Origin of the sequence: Cohnella lubricantis (genome assembly GCF_014212015.1) — a bacterium.
GTDB classification, from domain to species: domain Bacteria; phylum Bacillota; class Bacilli; order Paenibacillales; family Paenibacillaceae; genus Cohnella; species Cohnella lubricantis.
In genome coordinates this window covers 22679-39243 of sequence record NZ_JACJVN010000099.1, presented here as the reverse complement: position 1 = coordinate 39243, position 16565 = coordinate 22679, and the positions used below count along the sequence as shown (strand labels likewise).

Annotated in this window: 15 protein-coding genes; all 15 read left to right on the top strand. The window is 57.7% G+C overall.

Features of this window, described 5'->3' with window-relative positions:
- The first annotated feature begins 165 nt into the window (after positions 1-165).
- The 15 genes from H4Q31_RS20565 to H4Q31_RS20495 all read left to right on the top strand — a co-directional run bounded on the left by H4Q31_RS20565 (position 166) and on the right by H4Q31_RS20495 (position 16560).
- Positions 166-1140 carry a biotin--[acetyl-CoA-carboxylase] ligase gene (locus H4Q31_RS20565; RefSeq protein ID WP_185180935.1) on the top strand — a complete coding sequence of 325 codons (975 nt, stop codon included), beginning with the start codon at positions 166-168 and terminating at the stop codon, positions 1138-1140.
- 507 nt (positions 1141-1647) lie between these two features.
- On the top strand, positions 1648-2508 hold the full coding sequence (panB, locus tag H4Q31_RS20560) for a 3-methyl-2-oxobutanoate hydroxymethyltransferase (protein WP_185180934.1): 861 nt from the start codon (positions 1648-1650) through the stop codon (positions 2506-2508).
- The gene (panC, locus tag H4Q31_RS20555) at positions 2505-3410 is read left to right on the top strand and encodes a pantoate--beta-alanine ligase (protein WP_185180933.1); all 906 of its coding nucleotides are present in this window, start codon (positions 2505-2507) and stop codon (positions 3408-3410) included. The genes panB and panC overlap by 4 nt, the downstream gene beginning before the upstream one ends.
- A gap of 5 nt (positions 3411-3415) precedes the next feature.
- Entirely contained in the window at positions 3416-3799 is a 384-nt protein-coding gene (gene panD / locus H4Q31_RS20550) for an aspartate 1-decarboxylase (protein WP_185180932.1), read from the top strand.
- Positions 3800-3866: 67 nt separating this feature from the next.
- Complete coding sequence (locus H4Q31_RS20545) at positions 3867-4514, top strand: tetratricopeptide repeat protein (RefSeq protein WP_185180931.1); 648 nt, start codon at positions 3867-3869, stop codon at positions 4512-4514.
- A 45-nt stretch (positions 4515-4559) separates the two neighbouring features.
- Positions 4560-7529, top strand: a complete 2970-nt coding sequence (locus H4Q31_RS20540) for an ATP-dependent DNA helicase DinG, 3'-5' exoribonuclease type (protein ID WP_185180930.1) — start codon at positions 4560-4562, stop codon at positions 7527-7529.
- The gene (locus tag H4Q31_RS20535; RefSeq protein ID WP_185180929.1) at positions 7513-8190 is read left to right on the top strand and encodes a redox-sensing transcriptional repressor Rex; all 678 of its coding nucleotides are present in this window, start codon (positions 7513-7515) and stop codon (positions 8188-8190) included. The genes H4Q31_RS20540 and H4Q31_RS20535 overlap by 17 nt, the downstream gene beginning before the upstream one ends.
- Positions 8171-9475 carry an amidohydrolase gene (locus H4Q31_RS20530; RefSeq protein WP_185180928.1) on the top strand — a complete coding sequence of 435 codons (1305 nt, stop codon included), beginning with the start codon at positions 8171-8173 and terminating at the stop codon, positions 9473-9475. Before H4Q31_RS20535 ends, H4Q31_RS20530 begins: the two co-directional genes overlap by 20 nt.
- On the top strand, positions 9472-9999 hold the full coding sequence (locus tag H4Q31_RS20525) for a cell wall elongation regulator TseB-like domain-containing protein (protein WP_185180927.1): 528 nt from the start codon (positions 9472-9474) through the stop codon (positions 9997-9999). The genes H4Q31_RS20530 and H4Q31_RS20525 overlap by 4 nt, the downstream gene beginning before the upstream one ends.
- A gap of 196 nt (positions 10000-10195) precedes the next feature.
- A complete protein-coding gene (locus H4Q31_RS20520) occupies positions 10196-10729 on the top strand; it encodes a hypothetical protein (RefSeq protein ID WP_185180926.1) in 534 nt (177 codons plus the stop codon).
- Position 10730: 1 nt separating this feature from the next.
- Positions 10731-12221: an AAA family ATPase gene (locus tag H4Q31_RS20515; RefSeq protein WP_185180939.1), complete on the top strand. Its 1491-nt coding sequence runs from the start codon at positions 10731-10733 to the stop codon at positions 12219-12221.
- A 249-nt stretch (positions 12222-12470) separates the two neighbouring features.
- Positions 12471-13034: an RNA polymerase sigma factor gene (locus H4Q31_RS20510; RefSeq protein ID WP_245347469.1), complete on the top strand. Its 564-nt coding sequence runs from the start codon at positions 12471-12473 to the stop codon at positions 13032-13034.
- Positions 13018-14283 (top strand): hypothetical protein, encoded by a 1266-nt coding sequence (locus H4Q31_RS20505; protein ID WP_185180925.1) that lies wholly within the window; start codon positions 13018-13020, stop codon positions 14281-14283. Before H4Q31_RS20510 ends, H4Q31_RS20505 begins: the two co-directional genes overlap by 17 nt.
- 202 nt (positions 14284-14485) lie before the next feature.
- Positions 14486-15358, top strand: coding sequence for a 3-hydroxyacyl-CoA dehydrogenase family protein (locus H4Q31_RS20500; protein WP_185180924.1), 873 nt, complete (start codon positions 14486-14488; stop codon positions 15356-15358).
- The gene (locus H4Q31_RS20495; protein ID WP_185180923.1) at positions 15355-16560 is read left to right on the top strand and encodes an acetate/propionate family kinase; all 1206 of its coding nucleotides are present in this window, start codon (positions 15355-15357) and stop codon (positions 16558-16560) included. The genes H4Q31_RS20500 and H4Q31_RS20495 overlap by 4 nt, the downstream gene beginning before the upstream one ends.
- Positions 16561-16565: the final 5 nt, after the last annotated feature.

The window sequence follows — 16565 nt, the reverse complement described above, 5'->3', positions numbered from 1 at the left end:
TTTTTGGCCTTGGTGCAGGTGGATTCGCAGAGTGAGCTGCTAACAAGGCTAATTTTTAGCCTTGACGCAGGCGAATTCGCAGAGTGAGAGGCAATCAAGGCTCTTTTATAGCCTTGGTGCAGGCCGGCTAGTTCACAGGAGCCTAAAAAGCAAAGGATGATCAACATGGTTCGACCGTCGCTATTGTCGCTGTTGGAAGAGAATGACGGCGGCTTCGTCTCCGGCGAGGAGATTAGCCGCAAGCTTAATGTTACCCGAACGGCCATCTGGAAGCAGGTGCGGAAGCTGGAGGCGGAAGGCTATCGGATCGAAGCGGTGCCTCGTATGGGTTATCGCATCATCGAGCGTCCGTCCCGACTGTCGATGGCGGAGCTGCAGAGCAAGCTGGCGACGAAGGTGTTTGGCCGCCGGGCGCATCTGAACGATGCCGTCCCATCGACGCAGGACGTGCTTCGCGAGCTGGCAGAGCAGGGCGCGCCGGAAGGCACGCTAGTAATTGCCGAGCAGCAGACCAAAGGCCGCGGTCGCATGGGGCGGAATTGGGTGTCTCCCGCCGGCAAAGGCATATGGATGAGCCTGTTGCTTCGACCGAACATTCCGCTGCATCAGACACCCCAACTGACGCTGCTGGCGGCGGTGGCGTTATCAAGGGCGATCGCGCGGATCGTGCCGCTTGAGATTGGAATCAAATGGCCGAATGATCTGCTCGTCGACGGCCGCAAAATTAGCGGCATTCTTCTTGAGTCCGCGGCAGAGGACGAACGCATTCGCTATGTCGTTGCAGGAATGGGCATCTCCGTCAATCTCGAGGAGGAAGACTTCCCGCCGGAGGTGTTGGAGAAGGCGATCTCGCTTCGAATGGCAGCGGGGCGTCCGATTGACCGGACGGACATCATTACGGCAGTACTCGAAGAATTCGAGAGGTTATATGAGCTCTATGCTGCGCGAGGCTTCGCACCGATAAGAGCCCTATGGGAAGCTCATGCCGTCACTCTTGGACGAGAAGCGATATTGCATACGCCGCAAGGCGAGATCGTTGGGGTTCCGGAAGCGTTGGACGAGCTCGGAGGACTGCGCGTGAAGCTGGCGGACGGCACGGTCCGAACGGTTTATTCGGCTGAGATCGGAGATAGGACATAGAGGCAGGATGTTGGAGGTCTTGTCCAAATGGGCGGCACTTATCGGATCCATACCAAGTCTGCCCCACCCAGTCTGGGTCAAAGTGCGCAATCCGACTACGATCCGACTAGATCCGATGGCGAATCGATGCCCATCTTCCGATATCAATCCGATACTAGTCCGACACCAGTCCGGACCCCACCCGGGCCCAATCCAATGCGGGCTATGTGTTGCCAATGCGGTTAATCGCTCATGGACGGTAGAGATATACAGTGCTATAATGGAGGCGTTAGCAAGGCGGTATCGACCCTCCCGATCGGGAGATTGGCGAATTGCACTTGCGGATACGCTAAACAAGAACTGAATACCGTGATGATTTCGCGGCGGATTCTGCTCAGAGCCGAAGGGACCGAGACAGAAGGACGTGAAGCGCGCTCCTGCTGAATGGAAACCTTTTTTTGCTCATGGGCAAAAATGAAGGTTTTTTTGTTTTTTATCCTATTTGTTGGAGGAGGCGCATCATCCGTTATGCCTAAACCGCTTACTCCGCCTCGTTGGAAGGCGCTTAAACGTCAAGGGAATAAGATCGCCATGGTGACGGCGTATGATTACCCGTCCGCACAGCTGGCCGAAGAAGCGGGCGTTGACGCGATTCTCGTCGGCGACTCGCTCGGCAACGTCGTGCTGGGCTACGATACGACCGTGCCTGTCACGCTGGACGATATGATTCTGCATACGAAGTCAGTCGTTCGCGGGGCGCCGGGGACGATGATCGTCACGGACATGCCGTTCGCAACTTACCGCCTTGGGCCGGAAGCTACGCTGCGCAACGCGGCCAGAATTATGCAGGAAGGCGGCGCGCACGCCGTCAAGCTCGAAGGAGGGGCCGATATCGCCGAAGAGGTGAGACGTCTCGTCTCCAGCGGCATTCCTGTGCTCGGGCACCTCGGCCTGACGCCGCAATCGCTGTTGCAGATCGGCGGCTACAAGATCCAAGGCAAGGATCAAGCGAGCGCCGAACGCCTGCTGGCCGATGCCAAAACGCTTGAGGAAGCGGGCGCTTTCGGAGTTGTGCTGGAGCTCGTCATGGAGCCCGCAGCGCAGCAAGTTACCCGGGAGCTAACGATCCCGACAATCGGGATCGGCGCGGGCCGCGGCTGCGACGGTCAAGTGCTCGTCTATCACGACATGATCCGCTACGGCTCCAACATCCGAGAGAAACGGATGGTCAAATCCTATGCGAACGTCGGCGATACGATTCGCTCTGCGATCGCGGAATATGTGAACGAAGTGAAGAACGAGGCTTTCCCGGAGGAGCGCCATAGCTTCCTGCCGGATGAGAAGCTCGACAAACTGCCGGAGAAGCTGTATGGAGGGGGTTCCCAATGAGCACAACTGCTGTGACAACTGCCCGGATCGTGCGCTCGATTACCGAGCTGCGAGAACATATTCGCCAGTATCGCCTGCAGGCCGGACCGTCGGCCGCTGTCGGTCTCGTACCAACGATGGGATTTCTTCATGCTGGCCACGCCAGCCTCATTCGCCGCAGCGCGGAAGAGAACGGGCTGACGGTCGTCAGCGTCTTCGTCAACCCGCTGCAGTTCGGCCCGAACGAAGACTTCGAGTGTTATCCTCGCGATGAAGCTCGGGATGTCGCGATTGCTTCAGAGGCTGGCGCGAACGTCCTGTTCATGCCCGAAGTAACCGAGATGTACCCGAACCCGCCGAAGACGTCGGTGATCGTGTCCGGCATTACGGAGCGCCTGTGCGGCGCGAGCCGTCCCGGCCACTTCGACGGCGTTGGCATCGTCGTCTCGAAGCTGCTGAACATCGTGCAGCCGAACCGCGCTTACTTCGGCATGAAGGACGCCCAGCAGGTCGCCGTCATCACGCGGATGGCTTCCGATCTCAGCATGCCGGTCGACATCGTGCCCTGCCCGATCGTCCGGGACTCGGACGGGCTTGCGCTGAGCTCACGCAACGTGTACTTGAGCGCGGACGAGCGGAGCCAAGCGCTTATCCTATCGCAGACGCTGAAGCTCGTTCCAAGCTGGGTTGAAGAAGGCATCGCCGCCGCCGAACTGACGCGCCGGATTCGCGAGCGCATCCAATCTCAGCCGCTGTCCGACATCGATTACGTCGAGGCGCTTGAATATCCCGACCTGACGCCGCCGGCTGCCGGAGCTTCCCTTCGCACGTTATTGCACCAACATCCGCTGCTTGTCGCCGTTGCCGTTCGTTTCGGCAAGACGCGGCTTATCGATAACATTTTGCTAACACAGAAGGGGTGAACCTCATGTTCCGCCAAATGATGAAATCCAAGATTCACCGCGCTGCGGTAACGCAAGCCGATCTGAATTATGTCGGCAGCATTACGATCGACCAGGATTTGATGGAGGCCGTTGACATCCTGCCCGACGAGAAGGTCCAAATTGTCAACAACAACAACGGCGCACGCTTCGAGACGTACGCCATTCCAGGCCCCCGCGGCTCCGGCGTCATCTGCCTGAACGGCGCGGCAGCCCGGCTCGTGCAGCCCGGAGACGTCGTCATTATTATCGCCTACGGCTACATGTCTGATGAGGAAGCGCACCGCCATCAGCCGAAGGTGGCCATCATGGGTGAAGGCAACCGCATTGCCCGCTTGATGGCTGAGGAGCCGCATTCGACCGTTATGTAAAAGCGTATGAAACCTTCCCCCGAAACGCAGAATGACCTGTAAGCCGAACGCGTAGGGGGAGACGTGAATGATCGAACAATGGTTTGCGGCCATGAACGATACGCTGGACAGCTTGCTTGAACGGTATCCGAACGCCTCCAAGGAAGAAAAAAACGCCCTCGACGAGCAATGGAACGTGTTAAAAACGTTAAGTGATGTTATCATTGAATCATGGCTTGGTTTTGAAGACAAAATGGCTTACTTCCGCACATTGAAGCAAGAGCATGAAGCCGGGTTTGGAATACCGAACGGAGCAGACGCGCTTTTCGAGCCGTACATGAAGGGAATGGGCTATTTCAAGCTCCACATGTATGCCGAAGGCGCCGTTCACTTCGAGGAGACGCTGATGCACGAGCCCGAGCTGAATGTCGCCCGGCTATTCCTGGCCATGTGCCGGATGCACATGGGGCAATTCCTGGAGGCGCAGCGGCATTTCCAGCTGATTGCCGCTTTGGGAGATGACCGGAAGCTCCAAGCGATCGCCTTTAACGCGCTGGGATGCATCCAGGCAGTGTTCGCTAATTTGCAGCAAGCCGAATTATATTTTCACAAAGCGATGGAGACGGATCCCGCCTTCGAGGATCCGAGGCGCAATCTGGCGTCGTGCCGGAACAGATCCGGACAGATGCAGCTGCTGTTCGGCAGCTCGGAGATTCAGGCTCTCGTTCAAGCATAGCCTTCGCGCAGCCACCGACCTTTAATGTCTGGAAAGGAATTCAGGATGAAATTCGCCGTTCTCGACTTTGAAACGACGGGAACTTCTCCCGATCAAGATGAAATTATACAAGCCGGTCTCGCTCTCATCGATGAGACAGGCGCCGTAACCGCCGTTTACGGTTCGCTGGTGAAGCCCGTGAAGCCGATTCCGGATTGGATTACGCAGCTTACCGGCATAAGCAACGAGGACGTGTCGGAGGCTCCGGAGCTTGAAGCGGTGCTGGCTGAATTCGTTCCTCTGCTTCAGGATGCCGTGCTTGTCGCTCATAACGTCTCGTTCGACGCTTCTTTCCTTCAAGCCGCCCTTGATCGGTGCGGCTATTTGCCTTTCGCGGGACGAATGCTCGATACGGTGGAGCTAAGCCGGATCGCTTATCCGTCCATGTCCTCTTACCGGTTGTCTTCACTGACGCATAGCCTAGGCATCGGCCATGACAGGCCGCACCAAGCGGACAGCGACGCGCTTGCGACGGCGGAGGTGTTCTTCAAGTGCGTCATGCGCCTTCGCGAGCTTCCGCTGCTCACGCTGCAGCGGCTCTCTTCGTTGTTCGACTCGGACACGAATGATACGGGCTGGCTGCTCGCCGATATCGCCGCCTGGCGCGAAGCGAACCCGGGCGAGAACGATGACGACTATCAATACTATCGCCAGCTTGCCCTGCGCGTAAGCGATTGGACGGATGCGGACGAAGAGTCTAAGACAGATCCCGAGGCGATGAAGCCGCTCACGGAATCGGAATTCCCCGAGTTCGTCGCCGGCGTTCGCGAGAAGCTTAAAGATCTATTGCCTACTTATGAATCTAGAGAAGGACAGCAGATCATGTTCGGCGAAGTGCTCGAAGCGCTGAATCAGGACTCGCATCTGCTGGTGGAAGCAGGCACAGGTACAGGCAAGTCGCTGGGGTACTTGCTTCCCTCTCTCTATTATGGATTAAAGGAATCCAAAAAAATCGTCGTCAGCACGCATACGATCCAACTGCAGGAGCAGCTGCGCCAGCGGGATCTGCCGCTGCTGCAGGAAGTGCTGCCGGTGCCGTTCAAGGCTGCCGTCTTTAAAGGCCGGAACAACTATCTGTGCCTTCGCAAATTCGAGCAGCAGCTGCAGCTGCCGGAGACGGCGCTCTCGCGGGAAGAGGCCGTCACACGCGGGCAAATGACCGTCTGGCTCTCCGAGACGGAGCGCGGAGAAGCAGAAGAGCTGAACCTCGGCGGACGCTCCAAGGATGAATGGAACGCCGTAGCGAGCGACGCGGATTCGTGCTTGAACCGGCAATGCCCGTGGTTCCGCAAGTGCTTCTATCACCGCGCGCGGCAGGATGCGAACAAGGCGGATCTCATCATCACGAACCACGCGATGGTGTTCACCGATATGCGCGCCGAAGGGAGATTGCTACCTGCCTATGACCGCTTGATCGTTGATGAGGCCCATCACCTCGAGGAAGTGGCGAGCCACCATCTCGGTCAGCGGACAGGCTACTTGACGGTGCTGCATCCGCTGACTAGGCTATGGAAGGATGCACGCAACGGCCAGCTGCCTCGGCTGATGAGCCTGCTGGCCGGGTCGGGCGAAGAGCAGGCTCAGGCATGGAACGAGAAGCTGGATGAGGCGGCAGGCAAAGTGCACGAGATTCGCGAATCGTGGGATCGATGGACAGACCGATTGTTCGCAATGCTCGCCGAGGAATCCGGAGCCGACGATAGCGGCAATCTGTCGCTTCGTTTGAAGCCGGAGAAGCTGCCGGATAGCTGGGAAGCGCAGCTGGTGGACGGCAACAATACGATTCAACTGCTCAGCGATCTGCTTCGTCCATTGGATAAAGTCATTGCCGATATTAAGGAACGAACGGACGACTTGGCGATTCAAAGCCTGATGACGGATCTGAACGGCAGCTTGAAGGATCTGGCGGCCGCACGCGCGGATCTGCAGTCATTCTTGACGCTCGGCAACAAGGACTTCGTCTACTGGATCGAAGGTCATTCCCAGTACCGCGCCCGCTCGCTCTGGCTGTTCGGCATGCCGGCGGACGTGAGCCATCTGCTCAAGGAAGGGATGTTCGACCGCAAGTCGAGCGTCGTGCTCACTTCCGCGACGCTGACCGTCGACAAGTCGTTCCAGTATGTGAAGGAGCAGCTTGGCCTTGACGCCTCTGAGCGCGAAGGCCGTCTGCGCTCCGCGCAGCTGCCGTCACCGTTTAATTACCGGGAGCAGGCTCTAGTGCTTATCCCGAGAGACTTCCCGAATATTCGCGGCCAGAACGGAGATCCGCAGTTCCTCGAGGCGCTGACGAAGTCGCTGGCTGAAGTGGCCGAGACGACCGGGGGCAGAATGCTGGTGCTATTCACGTCCTACCGCATGCTGAAGGCCGTTCACGGCCCGCTGAAGGAACGGCTCGGCCCTAGCGGCATCGAAGTAATGGGTCAGGGGATCGACGGCGGAAGCCGCAGCCGGTTGACGCAGCAATTCATGGATCGTCCGGCTTCCGTGCTGCTCGGCACGAGCAGCTTCTGGGAAGGCGTCGATCTGCCTGGGGACGCGCTGACGTGCCTCGCGATCGTTCGGCTTCCTTTCCAACCGCCGAACCATCCGGTCAACGAAGCGAAGTCCGAGAAGCTGCAGGCGGAGAAGAAGAACCCGTTCATGAAGCTGTCATTGCCGCAGGCGGTTATCCGCTTCAAGCAAGGCTTCGGAAGGCTCGTCCGTACGGCATCGGACAAGGGCATCGTCATTCTATACGATACCCGCGTCATCGATACGAATTACGGCAAGTATTTCCTCTACTCGCTTCCGGGGCCGAAGATCGAGCACTTGCCGAACGCCGGCTTGGCGTCTCGCGTGAGAGAATGGCTGAACACGCCTATGGCTAAGCCGGTTGCGGACGCTGGCGCTGCGTCGTCTGGCGTTGAATTAGACAATGCAGCGGTCGCTGCGGCGGAAGCCGACAGGAAGGAGCAGACGAATGACGAAGCAGGATAAAATATCGGAAGCGGTCGTTCGGAGACTGCCCGTCTATCTGCGATATTTGAACGAGTTGAGCGCGAGCGATATTCTGACAGTATCCTCGCAGGAATTAGGCGCCAGGCTGAACTTGAATCCGGCGCAGATCCGGAAGGACCTCGCCTACTTCGGCGACTTCGGACGCAAGGGCGTCGGCTATAATGTCAGCTACCTCATTGAGAAAATTCGGCAGATTCTTAAGTTGGACCGTCCGCTATACGTCGCGTTGGTCGGAACAGGCAACCTCGGGCGAGCGTTGTCCAACTACAATACGTATTTGAAGGACAATATGAAGATCGTCTCGATCTTCGATGCGGATCCGTCCAAAGTCGGCATGGTCATCAACAATTTGGTTGTTCAGCCGGTGGAGGAGCTGGCGCAGACAGTCAAAGAGAAGAACATCGCGATCGGCATCATTACCGTACCTGCCGCTGCGGCTCAGAAGGTGGCCGACCGCTTCGTGGAAGCGGGCGTTCGCGGCATTCTGAACTTCGCGCCGACGGTGCTTCGAACGCCGGAAGACGTTCGCATTCATCAGACCGACTTTACGGCGGATTTGCTCAGCCTGGCCTATTACATGAATTTCGACTCGGAAGACACGACGAAGGGAACGTTGGAAGATGAATCGCTGGTTGATTGAGAACGCGACTATGATAACGATGGACCCGGCGAAGCCGGTGCTGGAAGGCTGGCTGTCTGTGGACGGCTCCAAGATCGCGGCGATGGGCGCGGGAAGCGCGCCGGAAGAAGAGAAGCGTCAAGCGGGCGGCACGGTGAACGGCGACGGTCTGCTCTTCATGCCGGGGTTGATCAATACGCACGGACACGCGGCGATGTCGCTTCTGAGAGGCTTGGCGGACGATCTCAAGCTGCAGGAATGGCTCGAGAATCATATGTGGCCAATGGAAGCTAAATTTACCGGCGACGACGTCTATTGGGGGACTTCGCTTGCTGCAGCCGAGATGATTCTCAGCGGCACGACGACGTTCGTCGACATGTACGACCATATGGACCGCGTCGCCGAAGTCGTGGAGCAATCCGGCATGCGCGCGAGCTTGACGCGGGGCGTCATCGGTCTCTGCCCGCCCGACGTTCAGACAGCCAAGCTGAACGAGGCGATCAGCTTCGCGCGCGACTGGCACGGCAAGGCCGACGGCCGCATTCAGACGATGATGTCGCCGCATGCGCCGTATACCTGCCCGCCCGATTATATCGAGCGGATCGTTGCAGCCGCGCACGAGCTCGGCTTGCCGCTTCATACGCACATGTCGGAGACAGCAGCCGAAGTGGCGCAGAACTTGAAGGATTACGGCGTACGCCCTGTCGAGCATCTCGATCGTCTCGGCCTCTTCAGCCGTCCATCGCTTGTGGCGCACGCCGTTCATCTGAACGATGAAGAGATTGCGATTCTGGCCGAGCGGGGAGTCGCCGTATCGCACAACCCGGTCAGCAACCTGAAGCTGGCGAGCGGCGTGGCCCGGGTGCCGGAGCTGCTGCGCGCAGGCGTTGCCGTCTCGCTCGGCACGGACAGCGCGGCGAGCAACAACAACCTCGACTTGTTCGAGGAGATTCGGCTTGCGGCCCTGCTGCACAAAGGCGTGTCGGGCGATCCGACAGCCGTTCCTGCGGCAGAGGCGCTGCGGATGGGAACGGTATACGGCGCCAAGTCGATCGGCCTTGACGGCGTGACCGGCATGCTGAAGCCCGGCATGAGAGCGGACCTGATCGCGCTTGATATTCGCAAGCCTCACTTCGTGCCGGCGACGGATTATATGTCTCATCTGGTCTACTCTGCATCAGGCGCAGATGTCGCGCACGTCTGGGTCGACGGCAAGCAGCTGCTGAAGAATCGCGAGCTGCTCACGCTGGATGCGGAGAAGATTCGCTTCGAAGCGCAGCGCGCGTTCGGGAGGCTGAAGGGATGAGCCTCAGCCGCATGGAGGAACGCAGGCGCGATCCGGTCATGTCGGCGCGCCGGTGGACGCTGCTCATTCTTGGCTTCCTTGTCTTCCTGTGCGTGATCTTCGTCATTTATATTAAGTCGGCAGGAGCCGATTACCAGAACGAGAAGAACGGCGCGATCCGGCTTGCCAAGCAAGAGGCGGGCATCGTCAAGCCCGCCGAGGCCGTCAAGCATGTATGGGAAGAGAGCGTCTGGGTCGTCTCCGGCAAGGATGCGGACGGCGTCAAGTGGTTCGTCTGGGAACGGCAGGACGGCCTCGTGAAGGAGCGGGCGGACGACGGTTTAAGCGAAGACGAGGCGAAGCAGCGGTTCACCGAGGAGCATCCCGGCAAGCAGATTGTGCGCGTGATGCCCGGCTGGTTCGAGAATCAGCCCGCTTGGGAGATTCGCTACATAAGCGATCCGGAGACCGAGCGCCAGGCGATCGATTTCTATGCTTTCAAAGACGGTATGAAGCTGAAAACCTATGATTTGCCAGGCAAATAAAGATTGCCAAGAGAAACGCCGCGAGGCGTTTTTTCTTTGTTCCTGCACAGAGCTATGTCCGCGGCAATGGCATGTTTGCCAACCATTAGCGGACGATGAATCTATCATATTGTGATATACTCAGTGATGTACCAAGCGACTATAGGATACGGACAATAGCTGTTCTGTCAGCTACAGAATAAGGAGGCATTGCGGCATGAAATTGCGTTGGATTCCGGTGGCGATCACGGCCGTGCTGTCTGCGGCATTATTGTTTGGCGGTTGGTATGCTTACGGCCAATATGGCGTTGAGCAGCCGCTGGACCGGGTGGCGAATGCCATTCCCGGCGTAGAATCGGCAGATACGAATCGATCGATCAGCAGCGTCGAGCTTCAGCTCAAGCTGTCGCCCGATGCGGACTTGGCGGAAGTATACCGCCGCGTGCAGGAGGAAGGCGCGCAAGCGATCGGAGATAAGACTTTAAAGCTGAAGGTGGACGACTCTTCCGACCCGGCGCTTGAGAAGGCGTGGAGCCATGCGTTGTTCGACGTGGCGGAAGCGATGGACCATAAGAAATATTCGGAGATTCGCACGGCGATGGATCAATTGACGAAGCAATACCCGGAGATCGAAGCCGATACGCAGATGGACGGGACGAACGTCTACATCCGCTTGCGCTCCGGCGCCGCTGTTAAATTCGTCATTCTTCCGCGCGAATCGGAGAAGCTGGGGGTGTGGCCGAATGCGTAAGCTGAGACCCTATAGCAAAGAGATCGCGGTCGGCGCTCTTCCGGTGCTGATCGTGTTCCTCATCTTCGCCGGCGTTCCCGCGCTTCCTCTTATTATGGGCGTCTGCTTGATGGCAGGATTGCTTCTGCTCGCGAGAGCGCGAGGCGGGCTGGCGATCGGCGCCGCAGCGAAGAAGGCGCCGACGCGCGCGCCGCAATATTTGACGTTCGGCGATATTGGCGGTCAGGAGCAAGCGAAGCGCGAATTGATGGAGGCGCTGGAATTTCTCGTCAAGAAGGATGCATTGTACAAGCTCGGCATTCGTCCGCTCAAAGGCATTCTGCTAGCCGGGCCTCCGGGCACCGGCAAGACGCTGCTGGCCAAAGCAGCCGCACAGCATACGAACTCGGTGTTCGTAGCGGCTTCAGGCAGCGAATTCGTGGAGATGTACGTCGGCGTCGGCGCAGGGCGCGTCCGCGACCTGTTCCAGGAAGCCCGCAAGCTGGCGGCGAAGGAGAAGAAGGACAGCGCGATCGTCTTCATCGACGAGATCGACGGCATCGGCGGCAAGCGCGACGGCGGCCAGCAGCGTGAATATGACCAGACGTTGAATCAGCTGCTGACCGAGATGGACGGCATTCAAGGCGACGAGAATCCGCGCATCCTGCTCATCGCGGCGACGAACCGCAAGGACAGCCTGGATCCGGCATTGCTCCGTCCCGGACGCTTCGACCGGCACATTCAAGTCGATCTGCCGGACAAGACGGGCCGCGAGCATATTCTGAACCTGCATGCCCGGAACAAGCCGATGGCCGAGGATGTGTCGCTCGCCAAGGTGGCCGACGAGACGTTCGGCTTCTCCGGAGCGCAGCTCGAGAGTGTCATGAACGAAGCGGCCATCTATGCGATGCGCGAAGAGAGCGACACGATCACCTCGGCGCACCTCGCGCAAGCGATTGACAAGGTCATGATGGGCGAGCGGATGGATCGCGAGACGACCCGCGAAGAGCGGGAACGCGTCGCCATCCACGAGCTGGGCCATGCGATCGTCGCCGAGTCCGTTCGCCCCGGAAGCGTAGCCCAGGTATCGCTGACGCCGCGCGGACAGGCGCTCGGCTACGTGCGCCATCATCCGAGCCAGGATCGTTACTTGTATACGAAGACGGTGCTCGAAGAGCAGATCATGATCGCGCTAGGCGGCGCGGTCGCCGAGGAATTGAACTACGGCGGGCGCAGCACCGGATCCCGTGGAGACTTCGACCAAGCGACCCACATCGTTCGTTCGATGATCGAATCCGGCTTGTCCTCGCTTGGCATCGTGCATCCGCAGGCGATCACGACGGAGCAATGGGCGAAGGAGAACGCCAGCATTCTGGACGAGCTGACCGAGAAGACGCGCGAGCTGCTGCGCGGTCATCTCGAGACGTTCCAGCGCCTGCTGTCGATCTTGATTCAGGAAGAGACGTTGTCCGGCGATGATTTGAGAACACAGTTGCAGCAAACGGCCGCTTAGCTGGCCTTCGCCTCAGCGCTTTCGGGCTTGAAGAGCCCGAAGGCGCTGTTTCTTTTGGCCGGAAGCCGTCGGAATTTAGAACATTTTCTCAACATTTCCCGATAAACTTTAGAACTATTTAAAGGATTTATACGTTTGATTATGGTAGCATTAAAGCTAGAAAGATGATCCGGAACCCAGGCAACGAGGATTCCGGTTTTTATTTGAACCAAATCGGCGTTATGTTCGTCATATAAGAGGTGAACCGATTTGAAATCCGAGGCTGACTTCGATTATTTGCGATATATGACCGATCATGAGGACAAGAAATCCCTGCTTGGCGAGCTCATGACGGTGTACGGCAAAGATGTATGGAATTATGCTTACAGCATTACACGCAAGTGGGATCTGGCGGATGACATCACGCAGGAAGTATTCATTAAGGTCTACAAGAACTTGCATGGATTCCGCAGCGACGCTTCGGTCAAGACTTGGCTGTTGACGATTACGCGCAATACGGCTATCGATTGCCAGCGGTCAGCCTTCTTCCGGAAAGTGACGCTTACCGATTGGGTAGGCGAGACGGGCGAGAGACGATCAATCGAACAGGATGTGATCGAGAATCAGACGGTTAACGAGATGTGGGACATGGTGCTGAAGCTGCCGATCAAGTATCGGGAGGTTCTGATCTTATATGCTCACAATCAATTGTCGCTGAAGGAAATCGCGGACATGCTCGGCGTGACCGAAGGAACGGTTAAGTCTAGGATGTTCCACGCGCGCAAGAAATTATCGATTATGAAGGAGCGGATGGCGTATGGATCCGACCGATAAGGAACTAAGAGAACAGCTGTCTCATGGTCCGCTTATCAAGAGCGGCTTCGACGACCGTCTGCGCCGCCGCATCGAGACGCAGCTGGACCGGCCGCGACGCCGGTTCGGCCGGACGACCCGATTCGGCTGGAGCTTCGCAGGCGCGGCCGCGGCGGTGCTGGCGCTTGTCTTCTTCGGTATATGGCAGCTCGCTCCCTTCGCGGGGGAGAAGTCCAGCGAGTCGCTGAAGCTGGCCGATCCTGTTCCCACGGCATTAGCATCGACAGTCGAGCAAGACAATGAGCTGAATACGGGCTTGCTGATTGGGCTGCGCAAGGACGTGACTGTCCCGGACGGCCGTATCGTCAGCTCATACCGCACGGTTCTTGTGGCACCGGAGAACGACAAGCTGGAGGTATCGGCAGAAGGGCCCGGCATCGTTATGCCGTACAAGATGACGTTCTGGAAGATCGAGGCGACACCGGATGACGGCGACACCGAATCGCAGAGCCTTATCGCTTATCAGGCATACGGCAGCAAGGCGCTGACGGAACATCCGTCATCCGTCGTCGTGACGCCGCGGCCGGGACTGCTGTCGGAACGCATTCTGTACGTGGGCAAGCAGTATGTGTCCGTCGCGGAAGACGCCGCAGGCGTATCGGCAGACGAGAGCGACAAGGAATATCGCTTCGTGAAGGATATCAAGCAGCTAGCCGCGTCTGCCGGAACGGCATTCGTGCCTGAAGAAGAGCCGCACGTCAGCTATGCAGATACGCTGGCTGAGGAGGAGAAGGAAGCTGCAACGCCGGACAACGACGTTGAACAGTGGGCGATCATTCGCAAGCCTGGGCAATGGGCAGGCGCTTCCTACAGCATCCCGCTAGATTTGGATCCAAATGGCGAAGCCATTCCTGCCTCTCCGGACGAATTCCGAGGGATCGATCCCAATACATCGTTCGCACTGCCCGGCAAGCTAAGCGAGGATGTGGCTCCGCACGACGATCTTGACCTGACTTGGGAGCAGATTCGCCGGATCGAGCCTTCCGCCGTGGACGCGTACACTTACGAGGATCTCTTGGCGACGGTCGTCGATCGGGAGATCAAGATCTATCCATACAAGCAGAAGGATGGCTTGAACCATCCGCTTGCGATTGAGCTTGAGCCTAATGAGTCGATTATTATGGTGCAGTGGGCGCTGAATCAATCGGAATCGAAGAACTACGTGGATCAATGGAAGGTGAAGATCGCTCAGATCTTCGGGCAGCAATAAGGGGCTATGACAGACCTCACAGCTAAGCGTTTCATCCGACGGATGAAGCGCTTTTTTTTCTTGTCAATCGTCATTGGATCGCCGTATTTTTTCAGATATTCTCTGTGGTAATATGAAGGTGAGATAGAGAGACGATTCTTGTCGCGGCCCGCCCTATTGTTAATCGGATCGCGGTTCGGAATCTGGAAGCGAGGGGAACCTTATGTTTCGAAATGTAGGCGTTGTCGGCGCAGGCACGATGGGCCAAAGCATTGCCGAGATGCTGGCTGTCAAGGGGCTAGAGGTGCATCTGGCTGAGAAGACGCCGGACAAGCTCAGAGTCGCGTTGGAAGCCATAGAAGCGAGCTTGGATCGCCAGATCGAGAAATGGGCGATTACGAGCGCCGAGAAGAAATTAATCTTGAATCGGATCCATTCGGCTCCGACGCTGGACTATATGGCGCATTGCGAGCTGGTAATCGAGACGATTACGGAAGATATGGAGAGCAAGCAGGCGGTATTCACGCAGTTGGACGGCATTCTGTCGGAGGAGGCGATCATCGCCAGCAATACGTCGACGTTAAGCCTCACGGAGCTGGCCGGATATACGCTCAACCCTTCGCGCGTCATTGGCATGCACTTCGTCTATCCGGCATTCCGCGTAGACCTCGTGGAGATCATACGCGGCCTGCAAACCTCCGAAGAGACGTTCCAGCGGACGAAGAACTTCGTCGACAACGTGCTGGAGAAGAACGGCGTCATGGTATACGAGTCGCCGGGGTTCGTCACGACGAGGCTGATCTGCCTGCTCATCAATGAAGCGCTTCATCTGCTTGAGGAAGGCGTCGCTTCGCCGGAGGACATTGATGCGTCGATGAGAATCGGCTATTCCTTCCAATATGGGCCGCTGGAGATGGCGGACCGCTTCGGGTTAGATTCCGTGCTTGCCGCGCTCGAACGAATGTTCCGCGAATACGGCGAGCTTAAATATCGTCCGTCATTCCTGCTCAAGAAGAAGGTTCGCGCTGGACAGCTTGGGATGAAGACGGGCATCGGCTTTTTCCAATACGACAAGGATGGTGACCGCATCTTATGAATATATTGGTCATTAATGCGGGAAGCTCTTCGCTGAAGTATCAATTGTATGACATGACAACCGAATCGGTTCTGGCCAAAGGACGCGTCGAGCGCATCGGGATGGAGTCGTCTATCCTGACGCACGAAGTCGAAGGGCGCGCGGACGTGCGGGAAGTCAGCGAGATCTTGGAGCATACGACGGCGGTGCGCAAAGTGCTGGACATGCTGACGCATCGCAGCTTCGGCGTGCTGGAGAGCATCGGCGACATTCAAGCCGTCGGCCACCGTATCGTGCATGGCGGGGAGTCGTTCAAAGAGTCGGTGCTGATCGACGCGGACGTCAAGCTCGAGATTCGCAATCTGTTCGATCTCGCGCCGCTGCATAACCCGGCACACATGATGGGCATTCAGGCGGTGGAGGCCAATCTGCCGGATGTTCCGCAAGCGGTCGTGTTCGATACGGCCTTCCATCAGACCATGCCGGCGACTTCATATTTGTACGCGATTCCGAAGGTCTTCTATCGCAAGCATAAAGTGAGACGCTATGGATTCCACGGCACGTCGCATGACTATGTCAGCAAGCAGGCGGCTGCGTTCCTCGGACGCCCGCTGGAGGAGCTGAAGATCATCAGCTGCCATATCGGCAACGGCGCGAGCTGTACGGCAATTCTCCACGGCAAGTCCTATGATACCAGCATGGGGATGACGCCGCTCGAAGGGCTGATGATGGGCTCGCGGAGCGGCGACTTGGATCCGGCCATCGTGCCCTTCGCCATCAACAAGGAAGATTTGACGCTCAATGAAGTTAACTCGATGCTGAACAAGCACAGCGGATTGATGGCCGTATCGGGTATAAGCAGCGATATGCGCGAAGTGGTAGAGGCGATGGAGAGCGGAGACGAGAACGCTCGGCTTGCGTTCGAGATGTACGCATATCGTATTCGCAAGTATATCGGCTCTTATGCCGCGGCGATGAACGGTGTCGACGTTATTCTGTTCACGGCGGGCGTCGGCGAGAATTCGGCTGTGCTCCGCAAGAGGGTGTGCGAAGGCTTAACGTTCCTCGGGCTGGACTTCGACGAGGAGCGCAACGAGTTACGCTCTAGCGAGACGAGAAGCATTACCCGAGACGGTTCGGCGGTGAACGTATTGGTCGTGCCGACGAATGAGGAATTGCTGATTGCGCGAGATACGTATAGACTTGTAATAGGCAAGGAATAAGAGCT